This is a genomic window from Pseudoalteromonas sp. MMG010, assembly GCF_018100905.1.
Taxonomy (GTDB): Bacteria; Pseudomonadota; Gammaproteobacteria; order Enterobacterales; family Alteromonadaceae; genus Pseudoalteromonas.
In genome coordinates, this window is record NZ_JAGJEG010000005.1 from 174,362 (window position 1) to 191,331 (window position 16,970).

A 16,970-nucleotide genomic window follows, 5' to 3' on the forward strand; every position below is an offset into this window, starting at 1 on the left:
CTATTACATATTACCGAGCTCTAGCATCATGGCACTATACATGCGTAAGTTCAGCTTTAGTTGCTCAACAGTAATAAATTCATGCTCTGAGTGCCCTGTATAACGTTTTCCTGGCATTGAGGGGCCAAACGAGACGGCATTTTCAAACAACTTAGCATTGGTACCACCGCCAATAGATACAAAATCGGCGTCTTTATCACCTGTGTAGTGTTTAAAAATATCCAGCAGCTTTTGTGCATGCGGGGCATTATCGAGCAACATGGGAGTACCAATAATAATTTCAAGATCAGCAAAGCTAATTTTATTAGTAGCCGCAAACTGCGCTAAAGCCTGATCAATCTGCTGCTTTAACACTTCTTCTTCCTTGCCCATTGGCCTACGCGCATTTATAGATAACTTAAGTTTATTACCGGTACGCTCTATTACAGTAGGCGCGACTGTCATAGGGCCCATAAAGTCGTGTTGATAAGCAATATCACCAAAATGTTTTCCGTGTATATCTAAGCCTATCATTTGGTTTATAAAGTTAATAACTGCACCATCACTGTTATTTTCAAGCGCAACCCCCTTAAATAACTCGGCTAAATAAGCAATCGCATTTACCCCCGATTCAGGTTCAGATGAATGGGCTGATACGCCTTTAACACGTATCGCTACACCTTGTTCGGTTTCACTAAAGTGATAGCTTACTTGCGCTAATTGTTTAGCTTTACTTTTTAATTGGCTGACAACTTCGGCACTGGCATTATGTAACACGACACTGGCATCTTCTGGAATTTGACTAACAAACGCTCCGCCACTTAAATCACTCACATACAAACCGTGTTGTGCTGAGGTTAAATCGAAACTTGGTGCAATTAAGCTCCAACCTTTTTCTGCCACCACCACAGGATACGAGGCATCAATAGTCACCGCGTATTTGGGCTGCTCATAGGTTTTCATAAATTCCTCAAGCGGGCCCCAGTCGCTTTCTTCGGCTAAATAAATCATTAACTCGATTCGGTTATCCAACGAGTGCCCTTGATCTTTAATGGCTTTCATCGCATATAAAGCGGTCGCTATCGCGCCTTTATCGTCTTCTGTGCCTCGGGCAATCAGTTTGCCTGGCTCTGAGGTGTCGTCGATAATAAATGGGCTGTTAATCCATTTGCTTGCATCCGCAGGTTGCACATCTCCATGTGTCACAATCGTCACTTTTTGCTTTTGCTCGCCCATTCCAATCAAAACGGTGTAACCAAGGTCTTGAAAGTCAAAGCCAAGTTCTGCTGCTTTCATTTTTAATAACGCTTTAAAGCCTATAAAATCGGGGTTTTTAAGGGTGGAGATCCCCTTTTTATTCACTGTCGGGAATGACACTAAGTTTGCTAAAGTGTGTAGCTGTGCTTGCTGGTAATTTTCTAGCGCATACTGGGCAAGGTTGTCGGTATCTTTACTTATATGTGCGTGTGTATTAAAAGTAAAAATTGCAGCGCAAATTAAGGCTAATTTATTCACTATAATTTCCAAATATGAAAAACAATTAAAAGAAAAATTATACGCTTGCTTTAATATCTGTAATAGTGCTTTTTGTTAAAGTAGCAATATTAGGTGGTAGAGCCTGCAATTAACCTTGTATAATAGCTAGGTTATTAATTAGGCCACATTAAAATGAATCGTAGAAAAAAGATTGTTACAAAATTTCAAAAAAAAGATAAGCGTGCTAACGCAAAGCTACATAAAAGCAATAAACCCGCTTATATTTCAAAAGCTGAACGCGCTAAACTTACAGAGTTAGAAGACAACGAGCAAGCGACTAACGAAAATGCGCAACTCACAGAGCAAACAACACGTTAAGTTACTAAAATAAATTAAGCATATGGCAGACTGATGTAAGTCGGCTCTGATCTGCGACAAAATATGTGTATCGATATATTAAAAAACTGAACCATGTAAAAGCGCACATCAATTTAGAATTTAAAATTATCAGCGCGCTTTCTCCATGTCTTTAAAATGCGTAACTTAGTCCCATATTAAACGAACGCCCTTGTCCAGCAAGTTGGGTATAGCCATTGCTATTATCTTGCTTAACACTGGCAATACTTACACCTCCTAGCGGTTGCTCATAATATTCGTTAAATAAATTTGTCACTTGCAAATGTAAAGTGATCGCATCCCAACTTCCTTTTGTACTTAAATTAACTAAATTATAATGCGCGGTTTGATTTTCCAAACGCACACTATCGACTCGGGTTTTACTATCGACCCATTGCCAAGACAATGCATTTTCAAACCGGCCTAATGTTTGTTTTATAGCGACTTCGCTTTGCAATGGACTAATTTGATAAAGAGGCTCAGAGCGAGCATTATTATTACCTCGGGTACTGCTAACATTTGCATTAAATGTAATATTACCTAATGTTTTTGAGTCGAATATTAACGCGGTATAATCAGCTTTAAAGCCATACAAAGTGGCATCTACATTGGTAAATTGTAGTATATTGCGTGTGGTATTATCGGCGCCATAGTAGTCAAAACTACGAACAAATTCAGCATCAATGTAATCGTTCACATTGCTATACCAAGCATTAAAACTTAAGCGCCAATCATCTTGCTCACTATTTTTAGAATACGTTGCACTAAGAGTATGCGCAGTTTCAGCATCAAGTTCAGGGTTACCAATATAGCCATTACCATCGCCATACCAACCAATCATAGTGGCCGACATCGTACTGACCCCCCAGCTATATCGCTCATATAAACTAGGCGCTCTGTTTTTACGTGCAAAACCAAACTGCAACTCATCGTTAGGTGTTATTTGATAATTAAATAATAAGCTGGCATCGATTAATGTGTCTGTTTTATTACGTTCGAGCTCATTAAATACTTCAGCGGCCACTGAATTATCAGTATTTATCATATCAGACATGTCCGTCATCGCCATGCTCATACTGCTGTCACTGTAACCTTGCACTTCATCTACACGGGTTTTAACTTGCTCTATACGCATTCCACCATTAAACCACCATGCACTATTTAACTGGCTTTCATATTGCATAAATACAGCAGAACGTTGGCGTTTACCATTATTGATATTAATGTAGTCATTTGGCCCCATCATCATTGAGCCTTCAATCCCAGGCCACCAGTCTTCTAACTGATACAGGTAAAACTCATGCCCCAATAATAAGTGGCTATTATCCGTTATCGTGTTTTTCCATTTTAATTGATAGCTTATATCGTCAGCATCGGTATTCATCGGCATCATGCCGGTTTTTTCTACACTAAAAAAGCCCATTTTATGCTTAACATTATGCCAGTTAACTTGCGCTTCAAACTCATCCTCAGCAAACTTGCGTTTATATTGCACTATAGCCCCATAACTCACATTATCAGTCATATCCATGTACTGATTGGCAAATCCTTGATAAGGAATTTTTTGATGACTGAGCTTCATTACAAGCTGTTGTTTTTCATCGCGTAGTGCAGCGGTAATACTATGATTTTGCGCTCTATATAAAGTATCTAATACCAAGTCACCATGGCCATCTTCATAGCTGTGTGCATCGCTAAAAGACCCCTGATAATTAAAACTGAGCGTTTTGCTGGCTGCACGTACACCGACCCCTAACTTTCGACCATTATCAATAGTTTTATACTGTGCAGAAATATAGCCATTTTCAAAAGTAATATCATCATGGCTACTGTACTGTGGAGCAATAGAATTTACCTGAATAACCCCTGCAATATTATCCCCCCCTGCACTGACTGGCGAAATTCCTGCAATGACATTAAAAGACGACACCTGATTAGCCGAAATATAAGAAAGTGGTGGGTTCATATGATTGGCGCACGCAGCTGTTACATCAGCGCCATCAACCAATACTTTAATTCGTTCTCCCATCATGCCATTGAGAATAGGCAGATTCGATACACCTCCCGCTGCTGAAAAGTTAACACCTTGCGATTTTAATAAATCATCAGATGAACCTAGTGATAGATGCTTATTTTGTGCATGTCCATGAACTTCAATCACTTCTAAAGCGTTCGAATTATCTTCGGCAAATGCGTAAGGAGATAAAATACCACTCATTAATAATGCCAGTGGTGAAAGAAAGTAGTTATTAAGGGAAGTGTATTTGTAGTCCATTGTTGTAAAATTATTTCATGATGATCAATGCACTAATTTTACAACAATCGAATAGCGGACAAACGCGACAAAATGTCGCAGTTTTTAATTATTTAGATCAGAGACTGTTTTTGATACTTGTTCTGCATTAAGTTCAATTTCGTTAATAACATCAGACACTTGTGATACCAACTCACGTCCTTTTTCAGATGAATCAGAAACAGAAGTAATTTGCTGCGAAATCTCATTTGTGAGTTCATGGTTATTTTTAACAACACTGGCTATTTCGTTAGTTGATTTACTGGTACTAGCAGCTAATTGCCTTACTTCATCAGCAACAACCGCAAAACCTCGACCATATTCACCTGCCCGTGCAGCCTCAATGGCAGCATTCAACGCAAGTAAATTAGTTTGATCTGCAATGCTACTAATTGTCGATACAATCGTGCCTATCACTGCTGATTGTTCATTTAAGTCTTTAATGAGTTCAACTGATTTTAGCACTTGGTTCACAATTGCATCTGAATTTGAAACTGAATGTTGTAATAATTCAGCGCCTAACTCTGCCGTTTTAACTGTTGTTAATGCAGATTCATGCGCGGATTTAGCAGCCTGTGCAACCGCTTGGCTTTGATGTATTTGCTCTGTGATATTAGAAGCAAATTTAATAACTTTTGTTACTCGCCCTTGATTATCAAGAATTGGGTTATAAGTTGCTTCAAGCCAAATTTCACTTCCATTGGCGCTAACACGTTCGAATTGCCCAGACTTAAACTGGCCTAAACTCAGCTCTTGCCAAAACTGAGGATTTTCATTATAAAACGCGTCTTTACAAAACATTTTATGATGTTGGCCAACAATTTGCTCCAATCGATAACCTACGGTCGTTAAAAAGTTTTCATTTGCACTTAAAATTATACCCTCTGGGGTAAATTCAATTTCGGCCAAGGCTTTGTTTAAAGCCACATAAACGGCCTCTTGCGATTTGCGTTGAATATAGCGTTGTGTAATATCGGTTGCTATTTTTATAACTTTTACGACAATGCCATCGACTTCAACAGGAAAATAAGTGGCTTCAAGCCAAATTTTATCACCGTTGTTTTTGAAACGTAAAAACGAACCTGCAATTGATTTACCAGCTTTAAGGTCTGTCCAAAATTGGCGGTATTCGTTTGATTGAGCATATTCTGGATCGCAAAACATTTTATGATGATGATCCACCACCTCATGCTTTTTATAACCCACTGTTTCTAAAAATAATGTATTTGCGTCAATAACCGAACCGTTTGGAGTGAATTCGATATATGCTACATGTTTATAAATTGCGCTCAGCATTGAGTTCTTTTGTATCAATTGAGATTCTAAGTCTGCAATTTTTTCTTTGTATTTAGATGAACCGAACATATTTAGCCTTTAGGACTTATTATTTATATTTAATATGGTTTTTAATGTTTAAATTAAAAACATTTAATTAACTAAACCTCTATCCATATTTAAAATTCATTTCCTTGGCTCTGGCCAATGCACTTTTAATTTTTTCTACGTTAAACGCCTATACAAAAATTAATAAAAAACCATACCACAAATACAGATTAGTATTATTAATTCTAGCATAAAAAGTACTTTTTACTGACGCCATTAAACGAAAACAATAGATAATGTATTATTATCGAAACAGCTGTCAATTAAAGTTACCTGTATTTTACTCTTTTCCTATGAGTAAAATCGAACATGACTCATTTAAATAAATAATCTAAAATGCCTTTTTAGTTTTATCATCTCGATCTTTATTGCTTAACAATAAAGACGAAGGAATGTTTATGGTTATAGGTAAATCAACTTCGCAACAACCTAACTTAACTCTCATATTATTTATTTTGGCTCTGGGTACTTTTATTTTAGGGCTCTCTGAATTTTCGATGATGCCTATGCTTCCGCTTATCAGCGAAACATTTAACTCAACACCTTCTCAAAGTGGTTACGCAATTAGTGCCTACGCAATTGGTGTTGTTGTGGGTGCTCCATTGCTTATGTTAAGCACTGCAAATATGAATAAACGAAATGCATTGCTTATTTTTTTAGCATTAATGTGTATTTCAAATGCTTTAAGTGGATCGGCAAATTCATTAGCTCAATTGGTATTTTACCGGTTTTTAAGTGGTCTCCCTCATGGCGCTTATTTTGGTGCTGCCATTTTATTAGCTGCCGATATTGCACCACAAGGAAAACGTGCAAGTTATATGTCTAAAGTATTTATGGGGCTGACAATCGCTACCATTGTTGGGGTCCCTGTGGTGACTTTAGTAGGGCAAAATTTTAGTTGGCGATACTGCTTAGTGGCCGCGGCTATATTAGCGTTAATTGCGTTTATATTAGTTTATGCGTTAGTGCCAAATATTAAAAACAAACAAGCTACACACTTACTTAACGAACTTAGCGTACTAAAAAACAAACTTGTTTGGTCTATATTAGGTATTGTAATTATTGGTTTTGGCGGCGTTTTTTGCATTTATACTTATATTGCCGATACCATTTTAGTTGTTACTCATACGCCTGCTTATACTATTTCTATCGCTATGATCATGTTTGGTATTGGCTGTACTGTGGGGAATTATATTTTAGGTAAAGCGGCCGATAAATCTGCGATTAAAACCACAGGTATTGCTTTATTCGCCAGTATTATTTTTGCTTTTGCCTATATTACTGCCAGCGTAAATATTTGGTTACTTTACCTTGTCATTTTTTGTATCGGATTTAGTGTAGGTATTGCCACATTAATACAAACCTTATTAATGGATGTATCACCTAATGGGCACGCCATGATTGGCGCGCTAGTACAATGTGCATTTAATACCGCTAACGCCATTGGCCCCTGGTTAGGTGGAATGGCCATTGCCTATGGGGCCGCCCCCAATCAAACGGGCTATGTTGCGGCGGCATTATTTATAGGCGGGTTTATTATGTGGGGAGTTAGTTACTTGCAACTTAACAAGCAAAGTTTAAAGCCAAATAATTAAGCACACGTTTTTACGTTTTAATTTGACTGGGCGTCAGTCCAGTCCAACGCTTAAATGCACGACGAAAGTTTGGAATGTCGTAAAAAGCTAATTGCTTAGCAACTTGCTCATTCCCTTTCGCTTTTAGCGTTAATAAATATATTGCCTGATATTTTTTTTGCTCATCCACCAGCGATGAAAAAGTTATATTATGGTGTTTTAATTTACGTTTAAACGTTGCTGAACTCATCGCAAATGCCGTCGCTGTTTGCTCAAGGCCCGCCTCTTTTTGGCGCGATAAAAAACACCATACAGCTTCAATAAATGAATAGCGTGTATATGCTGTACTTTGCAATTGCGAGTGCACCTGCATAAAGCGCAGCCGACTTGCATTGGGATTTACTTTTTTTAATACCGATTGCGCTATAGTCCAACGCGTACAGGGTTGTTCAAAACGTAATTTAAGCCCTAGATGCTGCTCGTATTGGTGAATATGCTTGGGTTTTTTAAAGTTAAAATCAAATTCACATTGCGGGTATTCCCCGGTAAGGCGCTTAAGTAGACTATAAAATGCAGCAGCATAAACCTCTAATATGTAGTTATAAAGCTCTTCTTCAACAGCAAAGCCACAATGCAAATAAATATAATACTGCGCATTTTTTAAATGGGTTTTATTAAACAGCAAAGGAGACAACTGCATTTTAAATGCATTTAACTGATTTAATGCTTGGCCTAAATGTGCGCTATAAAGCAAGGTTTGCGCTGCTTTAGACGTATCGTTTATTAACTGACTGCCCAATAAAAAGCCACTGTCGCTATCTTCCATTAAGACTTTAAATTGCTTTATTAAGCGCAGCTGCTGCGAAACACTAAATGTAGAATTAAAACACAATAAATCTTGCTCAAATATTCCCGTACCGCGCAATAGTTTATGCAGCGCAATACCTCGTGACTGTGCTAATTCAACAATAGCAGTGATCATCCCTTCACTGCTCATATATTTAGTATCTACGCTAACATAGTTGTTCACGTTGCTGCGCTCTTTGTTGCTTTTGTTGTTGGAGCTTTAACTGTAATTGATGTGTTATATCATGGGCATATTGCTGTGGTGTTCCAACCACAAACTCAGTCGTCACATGTTGAAATCGGGCCTTTTTAATCCCTTCTACTTTAAAAGCACAATGCGCTAATGCCGATTTTATTTGTCGTAAAAGCTCTTGCCCTTGGGCTGTTGAAGTGGCTGGCATTAAGATCATAAAACAATCCCCGGCATAGCGACATACCACATCGCCCACTCGGCAATTCATTAAAATTAGTTCACTGATTTCACGAAGTAACCTATCTCCTTCATAAAAACCAAATTCACGATTAAAAAGTGAAAAATCACGCACATCAATTGCACCAACAATGACTGGTTTTCCAACTTTTAGTTGATCAGTTAACACCTTTTGTAAGTAGTCAGCTTTATAGAGCCCCGTAATTGGGCATACTTTATCGTGCTGCCTTAAATGTGCTTCGCGCCTGCGTAACTGCTTATTTAATACATATTGCTCTTGGTGCCAATAATATAAACCTAAGCTCGTGAGTAACATACCAATCGGTGCGGGAAGCGATTCAATCCAACTAAGCCATAACTGCGATGGTTGTATGAGCCACTCATCAAGTAAATCTAACGTGGCTGAGAACATAAATATAGCTAAGCCACACACTAAATAACGGGTTACTTTACCTGCTGGTCGCGAAACAAGTAATGCCGTTATCCAGCTAAGCGTCATTAACACAATTCCTCCCTCACCTAACACATCTAACCATTGAATATGTTCTTTTGCTTTTAGCTCGCCAAAAAACGCGCTTAAAAAAAATGCCAATAACAATAACGCAATCACAGTGTTAACTAAAAATCGATGACTATAAAAAGGGTTAAACCGCATAACAGCTCTTTTTAAATTAATTTTGATAAACGAATGCTAATACGCTTATCAACGTTTTAGCAGGGTCATATTAGCTCAATGATATGACAAGTTAATGACTTACTCGCTGAGCATACCGTGCAATGCAGCATAAACACTGAGTGGGTGGGGAGTGTTAACAGCTCATTTAGCTTTTTTTTTGTATAAAACATGGGGTTTTCATGGTGTTAGTGATTAACCTGTCATATTTGCGTCATTTATTATCGGTAGCTTGCTCGCCATACCAAGGAACAAACCGGAGCAAAACATGAAACACTTTAAAATAAATACGCTGGTTGCAGCACTGACATTAGCCAGTACAACAAGCTATGGCGCAGAACAAAATACGCCTTCAGAACCTGTTAAAGTATCTGAAGAATTAGTCGTATACGGCGAAATTGGCTATCGTAATCGTTCGCAAGAACTAGCACCTACGCTTGAATACTCACAAGATTACTTTCAACGTTTTGAACCTTTAACCGCTGGAGATGCACTCAAACGAGTCCCCAGCGTTACCTTTTTATCTGATGTTTTAGAATCTGATGGTGCCCGTATGCGAGGTCTCAGCCCTGCGTATACTAAGGTATTAATTAATGGTGAAGAAGTGCCAGGCGCCGGCGCTGATCGTTCGTTTTTTGTCGACCGTATTCCTGCTGAATTAATTGAACGCGTTGAAATTATTCGCTCATCTAGCGCTAATCGTTCAGCCGATGCCATTGCTGGTACATTAAATATCGTATTACGCGATGGTTATAGCTTAGAGGGTGGCTATATTCGTGTAGGTGGTTTGCGTTATGACGATGGCGAACTAAAAGAAAGCATTGGTGGAGTATATGGTACTGAGTTTGCTGGTGGGCGCTTATTACTTGGCGCTAACGTACAGGGGCGTTATAACCCAAAACAAAAAACAAGCTTACGATTTGGCGACAGCCCTGAAAACAATGCAAGCTATGAAACAGAAGAATTTGATAATAGAGAAGATCAAGCAGATACTCGTGACGGTGATGACACCTCATTTAATGCCAGTTATGAAATTGCTTTTAACAATGGCAGTAAATTTGATATTAGCGCTATGTGGGTTGATACAGAACGTACCGAAGATGAACGCTCATTTGAATACAACGAAGCAACGTCTACCAATGGCTCGATTGTCAGTGGTGGTAATTTAGAAACCGATAATGCCAATATTAAGTATATTGACCAAACTAATTACAATATAAATGCCGGTTACGAAATACCGTTATTTGGCGGCATAAGTAAACTGAAATTTGGTATTGCCGAATTTGAAGAGTCTGTTTACGAACAAGAAGTCGAACTAGACACCTCTGAGCTCCCAATCGTATTTGAAGAACAGCAAGAAAAAAGCGATATTGACGATAGTGAGTGGACACTTCAATGGCAACATAGCCTGCAGCTAAACGACACAAAAGAAATGCAATTTGGTGCTTTTTTACAAAATAAAGAGCGCGACAGTGCTATTTTTGTCGCTGAAGATGAACGCGAGTTAGACCTAACAAGTTGGGATCAATACGCACAATCGCCTATCGTATTAGCAACCTTTAATACACAATATGAAGCTGCCACCGGCGGTGTAAACGCGATTGAAGAAGATCGCTTTGATATATTTGCGTTAATTAAGCACCAAGATGATCTACTCGGATGGGAAGTCGGAGTACGCTACGAAACCACCGATTCAACCATTAATAATAAAATTGATAACGACATTGCACAAAACGATTACAGCTACATGTTACCTTCTGCTCATTTTCGTTATAACGTCAGTGAAAATGGCCGTATCAGTGCATCAGTTGCAAGAAGCTTACGCCGCCCTGAGTTTGATTATATTACCCCAGCCCTGCTAGAGGGAGAGCTTGGTGATAATGATCTATTAGGTAACCCCGATTTAAAGCCCGAATCAGCGTGGGGCGCCGACTTAGGCTATGAGTACCGCATAGGAAAAAGTGGTGTAATAGGTATAAATGCATTTTACCGAAAAGTCACCGATCTAATAGAAATCGCAAATACCCAAGTCCAAGGCTCAGATGGCGAAGGAACCTTTGTACTTCAACCGCGTAATACCGGCGACGGTAACGTAAAAGGCCTTGAATTAGATTTATCAACCCCATTAAGCGCAGTCAATATGCCCAACACCGGGGTATTTTTAAATTATTCATGGCTTGATAGTGAAGTGACCGATTTTTTTGGCTCGCGTAAATTTAACGACCAATCTGATTATGTCTATAACCTAGGTTTTATCCAAGACCTTCCTAAGCTTCGCGCTTCTTTTGGTGCAACTTATAGAAAGCAAGGTGACGCTTATGCTCGTATAGTCGGCGAAGAGATAACCACTTCCTACGGGGCAGATTTAGAGTTATTTATAGAAAAACGTTGGGACGATATTACGTTGCGAGTGGTTGGGTCAAACTTACTCGACGCCAGCAAAGATGAAATGTTTAATAAATTCGATACGATAGACGATCAATTTAGTCGCGATTATGACGAGTATGAACTTGAATCAGAAGAAGCAGGTCCGGTGCTACAAGTTATGTTTCGTTATGCATTTTAGTCCCAATTAAACGTGGTCGTTAAATGTGCAACGACCACCCTTTATTAGCACCACTATCGTTAGAATAAATTACGACTGCGAGTATAAAAACACACAGTCGTAATAAGGAAATTTATGAACTTTAAATTAAATCGATTACTCACCATAATAACCGCAACGGTTATTTCAAGTGCTTTAATAGCATGTAGTCATCAAAACAATACGGCCTCAGCACCTGCTACAATCAGTGACTTTGGTCCAATGATTAATATGCAAGGCTCACAAGCAGTGGCTATTAATAATCAATTTTGGTTATTAGCGAGTGAAACAAAGGGTCTTGTGCTTACCGATAGCCAAAATACCAACAGTACGGTGATTGCCGCTGGAAGCTTCGAGTCGCTATCAATTGAAGCCATTAATGAGCAAAGTTTTTTAGTGGCCACTGTTGATAACAATAAAGACAATGTTGTTATTTTCAAACTTGAAAATAACAACAACACATGGCGTATTAACGAACTTAATCGTGTACGCCTAAATAAATCAAAGCCCGAAACAGTGTGTTTATTTCATAACGAGCGTACACAGTTAGTCTCGGCTTTCACACCCGATGTACGTGGTTTAATCACCGAAACGTTGGTGTTTGATATTAATAAAAATGTGCCGACCAACCTTACCGTTCGTCAATTTTCTGGTGTAAGTGAAGCTGCGGGCTGCGCTGTTAACCACCGCACAAACACCTTATATATCAGTGAAAGCGACACCGGAATTTGGGCTATTAATGCCAATGCAGAATCAAAAGAAAATAAAAAGCCAGTACTGCTTACCCAACCTTTTGGTAAATTACCAGCAGCAGTGGGAGCACTTACAATCGCCAGTGACGCGAGACTATGGTTTACCACCAGCAGTGAAGGTAATAGCCTCATTTTTTCGTATAACCCGTTTACTGACGAGCTTAAAAAGTGGCCACTTAATACCCCAATTACAGCGGAGTCTGTTGCGATAAGCTATAACGATAATAAGGCAATGGCGGTATTATACAACGACGATACCGGTGCCTATGTCAGCACCGCGCTGGCAAGTACTGCGTATAACCTGCAAACGCAAAAGAAAGTTCAGCAACACGCTATTTACGCCCAAGCACAAACAACCCCAGTTAAGGCTTTTGGTGACGCAGCAGATGATCCCGCTATTTGGGTGCACCCAAACACGCCAGATAAAAGCTTAATATTAGGCACTGATAAACGCCGCGGTTTAATGGTGTACAACTTACAAGGAATGCTGCAGCAGTCAATTGAAGTGGGGCGTTTAAATAATGTTGATATACGTCAAAATACACACATTAATAACCCAACAAATACCCTTATTGCCGCCAGTAATCGCACGACAAATAGTATTAGCTTATTCTCTGTTGATACGAATAATACGGTGTTTCATTTGAGCGAAGTGACCACTAACTTAGACGAAATTTATGGTTTATGCATGTACTCATCGCGCTCTGGCCACTACGTATTTGTAAATGATAAGTCAGGGCTATATCAGCAATACAAAATAACTCAAAATGGCAGCAACCTTAAGGGAGCTTTAGTAAGAGAGTTTAGCTTACCAAGCCAACCAGAAGGATGTAGCGCCGACGATGAGCGCGGGCAACTTTTTGCAGGTGAAGAAGATGCCGGTATTTGGTTTATTAATGCCGAACCCGATGCGGATACAGCCCCTATTATGCTGCAAACAATAAACGAGCAATTGGTTGACGACGTTGAAGGTATGGAAATATACCAAAGCGATAATACACGCTATTTAGTCGTGTCGAGCCAAGGGGATCATAGTTATGTGGTGTATAAAATTTTCGGTACTACCGCCAAGCCTAGCTTAGTATTTTCGGGAAAATTTAATATCATTGCTAATTTAAACAATGCGATAGATGGTGTATCCGAAACCGATGGTCTAACAGTAACAGCCAAAGCACTACCGGGTTATCCAGAAGGTATTTTAATCGTACAAGATGGTTATAACCGCATGCCGCAGCAGCCACAAAACTTTAAAATCATAGATTGGCGTGACGTTAAAAAAGGACTTAAGTAGAGAGTTAATTTAGTAATAAAGAAGGCTCGTACGAGCCTTTTTTATTACTCACTCGGTGAGCGTTTTTTTGTTTTTTTTACTTACTTTTATCTGTTCATTAAGATGTAGACTTTCTTTTATTGGTCGCCAATAAGCATCTATAACACTGTTATGTCCACGATCGTTATTCCCTACCCCCACAGTGATTTTACCGACTTGATGCGCTTTTATCAGCGTACCGCAAGCTCTATCCCAAATCGCCAATGCCGAACCTAAATTACGGTCAAAGTGAATTGGGTTATCACTGTGATGTATTTGATGTTGGGCTGGGCTTATCAACCAGTTTTCTACTTTATGACCAAAGCTCCACCATACATGAGAGTGGCGTAAATTAGCCCCTAACGCATTAAATGCAAAAACAAACACATTCGCGCCAAAAATATCAAGCATTGTTATATTTCGGCCAAAACAGTACACACACACACCCACTACAAAGCCCTGCGCTAATGCCATACGACATGCATATAAATAACTTTCGAACGGGTGGCTTCGATAAATAGTCATTGGGGTTAATACTAACGCACTGTGATGCACTTTGTGAAAGTGCCATAAAAAAGGGAGTTTATGCAGTGCTAAGTGTAATAAAAAGCGAGTGAAGTCATCAACGACAAAAAGTAGCACAGTAAAAATAACAAGCACTACGCTGCTTGGTAATTGCCAAACAGCCCGCTCACCAAACATCCACTGCAAAGCATCACTAACGCCAATTGCAACAGGCACCATGGTTAATACCACGGGAACCCATAAAGCCGCCTTTAATAAGCGATTTACAATTAATAATTGATAATCAAGCGCTGCACTTTTACTTAGCCAAATACGTTTATTAAATACATAACGTTTAAGCCCGCGCCACGAGCGTTTTTTTTGCTGGGCACGGCCCGAGAAATATAACAACACAGTAATGACTAACGCCGCAGCAATATAGCCAATAAAAATACGTTTATTAGCGTCAAACAAGTAATTAGGCGTTTGTAATAATGTTTGCCATAGTGTCTCGAGCATTATTTACCTCTTAAAATTGATATTTATAACCGAGCGTTACACTACGCGGTTTACCCGGGCGTGCACCATAAGGGCGGCGACTAACAATGTTATCTTGATCAAATAAGTTATCTACTTTAGCGTAAATATGGCCCATTTTCCCAAGTTCATAACGCGCCGAAATATCAATAACCATGGTCGATGGCACATCAACACCAGCCAGAGGTAACGCAAAGTCATTCCCTGTGGTATTACCTACTTCACCGGCCGTGTATGCTACACCGGCGGCTTCCGGCATAGCTGAAGTATATTTTAACAGCATATCGACAGACCAATCATTACTTGCAAGCCCCACGCTTAATGCCGCTTGATGATTGGGTAAGTAAGGTAATTCGTCACCAGGTTGAATATGCCCCCACTGCGTAAACTCACTGAACAATTCTTCTTTAAATTCACTTTTCGTATAGGTGTAAGTTAAGCGGACAGGTAAGTCAATTTGCTGAGATAATGAATAGGTATGTGAAAATTGCGATTCTAGCCCCCACACATCCACTTCCCCACCACTAAACTCACGATCGAATTCATTTTCGATGCCACAATTTGACTGCCCACAGCTCTCTACTAGATTTGAGTAATCATTAAAAAAGCTCACTATTTCAATTTGGCTATTGCCGTTATTATATCGGCCGCCTAATTCATAGTTCACACTTTTTTCAAATTCATCATCCCCTTCGCGTACCGGACTTGATGGGCTTGAAGGTACAAACCCTTGATGTACGCCAAAAAGTAGCCCGGCATTTTCTGATAATTGGTAAAAACCACTAAAGCCAGGTAACCAAATACGGCTCGATTTATTTTGCCAATCATTTTCTTGCCCCGGTGAGTCATTTTGATATGACATATCCATTAATTCACCACGAACACCTAAGCCTAGCGTTAATTTATCAAACGTCACTTTGTCTTCAATATATACCGACCATGCATCCGTCGACTCTGTATTTTGAGTGGTAAATACGCGAGCAGTATCAGTGCGGGTATTTATTGAATTAACCATCGCATAAGTGTCTTCAAAGTGATCACGTTCAATTTCGTCTTGATGAAAGCGCACACCAAATGACACTGAATGCTCAAGGCCAAACGCAGCGACTTGCCAATCACCATCAAACTGAATGCCTTGCGAGAAAAAGCGTCGGTCGTTGGTGCCCATAGTTAAAAACACATTACTTTCACCACTTTGTACTGAATCGGCTTGCCCACTAATAACAAGGTATTCACGCTCAAAGTGAGTAGGATCGGCTAAAATATCCGATAAACTACCACTGCTGTTAGTGACTGAGTTAAGTTTAAGCCACGCCCTTTCAAAGTCATTTCGGTACGCTCGTGTGGTAAGTGCAAAGTGGTCGCTATTAAGCTGATGAGTAAACATAACCTGAGTATGTTTAGTATCCATGTTAGCAGGCCCGCTGGCAGCATAACGACGATAAGGATTTTTTTCATAATCCTCTTCAGTTAACCCTAAATAGGTTTCATCCGACAATTCATCAGAATAAGCTAGTTTTAATTCAAAGCGTTGTTTGTATTGCTCACTATTGAGTGTGTAATCAAATTTTACCAACAAGTCATCTTTTTCAAAGCCAGTATCACCATCGCCATCAAGCTCTTTAAAACCATCACTTTGTAAATGTACGCCTTCAATTAAAAAGCCAAGTTGCCCTTCGCGATTACCATAATAAGCATGCGCTTTTTTATAACCATCGGAGCCTAAAGCAACATCAAGCATAGCACTGGCATCATCAGGGACTTGTCGCGAGACTAAATTCAACGTCCCAGCGACAGTTTGCGGCCCATAATGAATCGCTGCCGGACCTTTAAATACCTCAACTGCCGTCATTCGTGTGGTCAGTGGAAAATAATAGGCCGCGGGTGCAGAATAAGGAGCGGGTCCTATCAGAATACCGTCTTCTAAAATGGTTATTTTTTTACTGCGCTCAGGTGTTACCCCACGAAAACCAATGTTAGGTCTTAAACCAAAGCCATCTTCTTCGCGTATATTTACCCCAGGTACTTGGGATAAAATACGGTGAATATCATCAAACTCAAATTGTTCAAGTTGAGCCTCTCCAATTAACGTAGCCGACCCTGCTTCGGTTCGCAGTTTGTCATTATGGCTAATAATTTGAATATGTTCTAAGTCATTTTTTTGCTCTGCTAAGGCCTGGCTACTAATGGCCATTAGCAATGCAAATGTTAGTTTATTATATTTCATTGTTGCC

At 39.5% G+C, this 16,970-nt stretch carries 11 protein-coding genes; 4 read left to right on the forward strand and 7 right to left on the reverse strand.

The features are described 5' to 3' along the window. Positions 1 to 3 precede the first annotated feature (3 nt). Complete coding sequence (locus tag J8L70_RS07760) at positions 4 to 1,494, reverse strand: dipeptidase (RefSeq protein ID WP_211054971.1); 1,491 nt, start codon at positions 1,492 to 1,494, stop codon at positions 4 to 6. A gap of 153 nt (positions 1,495 to 1,647) precedes the next feature. Between J8L70_RS07760 and J8L70_RS07765 the strand changes: the two genes are divergently transcribed. Beyond that, positions 1,648 to 1,833, forward strand: coding sequence for a DUF2986 domain-containing protein (locus J8L70_RS07765; protein WP_211054972.1), 186 nt, complete (start codon positions 1,648 to 1,650; stop codon positions 1,831 to 1,833). Positions 1,834 to 1,984: 151 nt separating this feature from the next. Here J8L70_RS07765 and J8L70_RS07770 read toward each other — a convergent pair whose 3' ends face one another. Next, positions 1,985 to 4,126: a TonB-dependent receptor gene (locus J8L70_RS07770; RefSeq protein ID WP_211054973.1), complete on the reverse strand. Its 2,142-nt coding sequence runs from the start codon at positions 4,124 to 4,126 to the stop codon at positions 1,985 to 1,987. A gap of 84 nt (positions 4,127 to 4,210) precedes the next feature. Continuing rightward, positions 4,211 to 5,509, reverse strand: a complete 1,299-nt coding sequence (locus tag J8L70_RS07775) for a PAS domain-containing methyl-accepting chemotaxis protein (protein ID WP_211054974.1) — start codon at positions 5,507 to 5,509, stop codon at positions 4,211 to 4,213. A gap of 416 nt (positions 5,510 to 5,925) precedes the next feature. Between J8L70_RS07775 and J8L70_RS07780 the strand changes: the two genes are divergently transcribed. After that, positions 5,926 to 7,122: an MFS transporter gene (locus tag J8L70_RS07780; RefSeq protein ID WP_211054975.1), complete on the forward strand. Its 1,197-nt coding sequence runs from the start codon at positions 5,926 to 5,928 to the stop codon at positions 7,120 to 7,122. Positions 7,123 to 7,132: 10 nt separating this feature from the next. Here the strand turns inward: J8L70_RS07780 and J8L70_RS07785 are convergent, their stop codons facing one another. Both J8L70_RS07785 and J8L70_RS07790 read right to left on the reverse strand, forming a co-directional pair. Beyond that, positions 7,133 to 8,131 (reverse strand): AraC family transcriptional regulator, encoded by a 999-nt coding sequence (locus tag J8L70_RS07785; RefSeq protein WP_211054976.1) that lies wholly within the window; start codon positions 8,129 to 8,131, stop codon positions 7,133 to 7,135. Then, on the reverse strand, positions 8,115 to 9,032 hold the full coding sequence (locus J8L70_RS07790; RefSeq protein WP_211054977.1) for a GGDEF domain-containing protein: 918 nt from the start codon (positions 9,030 to 9,032) through the stop codon (positions 8,115 to 8,117). Before J8L70_RS07790 ends, J8L70_RS07785 begins: the two co-directional genes overlap by 17 nt. A 286-nt stretch (positions 9,033 to 9,318) precedes the next feature. Between J8L70_RS07790 and J8L70_RS07795 the strand changes: the two genes are divergently transcribed. Both J8L70_RS07795 and J8L70_RS07800 read left to right on the forward strand, forming a co-directional pair. Beyond that, a complete protein-coding gene (locus tag J8L70_RS07795) occupies positions 9,319 to 11,616 on the forward strand; it encodes a TonB-dependent receptor (protein WP_211054978.1) in 2,298 nt (765 codons plus the stop codon). Positions 11,617 to 11,730: 114 nt separating this feature from the next. Next, entirely contained in the window at positions 11,731 to 13,677 is a 1,947-nt protein-coding gene (locus tag J8L70_RS07800; protein WP_211054979.1) for a phytase, read from the forward strand. Between the two features lie 48 nt (positions 13,678 to 13,725). Here the strand turns inward: J8L70_RS07800 and J8L70_RS07805 are convergent, their stop codons facing one another. Both J8L70_RS07805 and J8L70_RS07810 read right to left on the reverse strand, forming a co-directional pair. Further along, positions 13,726 to 14,718 carry a sterol desaturase family protein gene (locus tag J8L70_RS07805; protein ID WP_211054980.1) on the reverse strand — a complete coding sequence of 331 codons (993 nt, stop codon included), beginning with the start codon at positions 14,716 to 14,718 and terminating at the stop codon, positions 13,726 to 13,728. Between the two features lie 10 nt (positions 14,719 to 14,728). Beyond that, positions 14,729 to 16,963: a TonB-dependent receptor gene (locus tag J8L70_RS07810; RefSeq protein ID WP_211054981.1), complete on the reverse strand. Its 2,235-nt coding sequence runs from the start codon at positions 16,961 to 16,963 to the stop codon at positions 14,729 to 14,731. Positions 16,964 to 16,970 lie beyond the last annotated feature (7 nt).

Excerpts from the sequence above, each read along its gene's own strand:
- J8L70_RS07765 (WP_211054972.1), top strand. The coding sequence starts at position 1,648 with ATGAATCGTAGAAAAAAGATTGTTACAAAATTTCAAAAAAAAGATAAG.
- J8L70_RS07770 (WP_211054973.1), bottom strand. The coding sequence starts at position 4,126 with ATGGACTACAAATACACTTCCCTTAATAACTACTTTCTTTCACCACTG.
- J8L70_RS07775 (WP_211054974.1), bottom strand. The coding sequence starts at position 5,509 with ATGTTCGGTTCATCTAAATACAAAGAAAAAATTGCAGACTTAGAATCT.
- J8L70_RS07780 (WP_211054975.1), top strand. The coding sequence starts at position 5,926 with ATGGTTATAGGTAAATCAACTTCGCAACAACCTAACTTAACTCTCATA.
- J8L70_RS07790 (WP_211054977.1), bottom strand. The coding sequence starts at position 9,032 with ATGCGGTTTAACCCTTTTTATAGTCATCGATTTTTAGTTAACACTGTG.
- J8L70_RS07795 (WP_211054978.1), top strand. The coding sequence starts at position 9,319 with ATGAAACACTTTAAAATAAATACGCTGGTTGCAGCACTGACATTAGCC.
- J8L70_RS07800 (WP_211054979.1), top strand. The coding sequence starts at position 11,731 with ATGAACTTTAAATTAAATCGATTACTCACCATAATAACCGCAACGGTT.
- J8L70_RS07805 (WP_211054980.1), bottom strand. The coding sequence starts at position 14,718 with ATGCTCGAGACACTATGGCAAACATTATTACAAACGCCTAATTACTTG.
- J8L70_RS07810 (WP_211054981.1), bottom strand. The coding sequence starts at position 16,963 with ATGAAATATAATAAACTAACATTTGCATTGCTAATGGCCATTAGTAGC.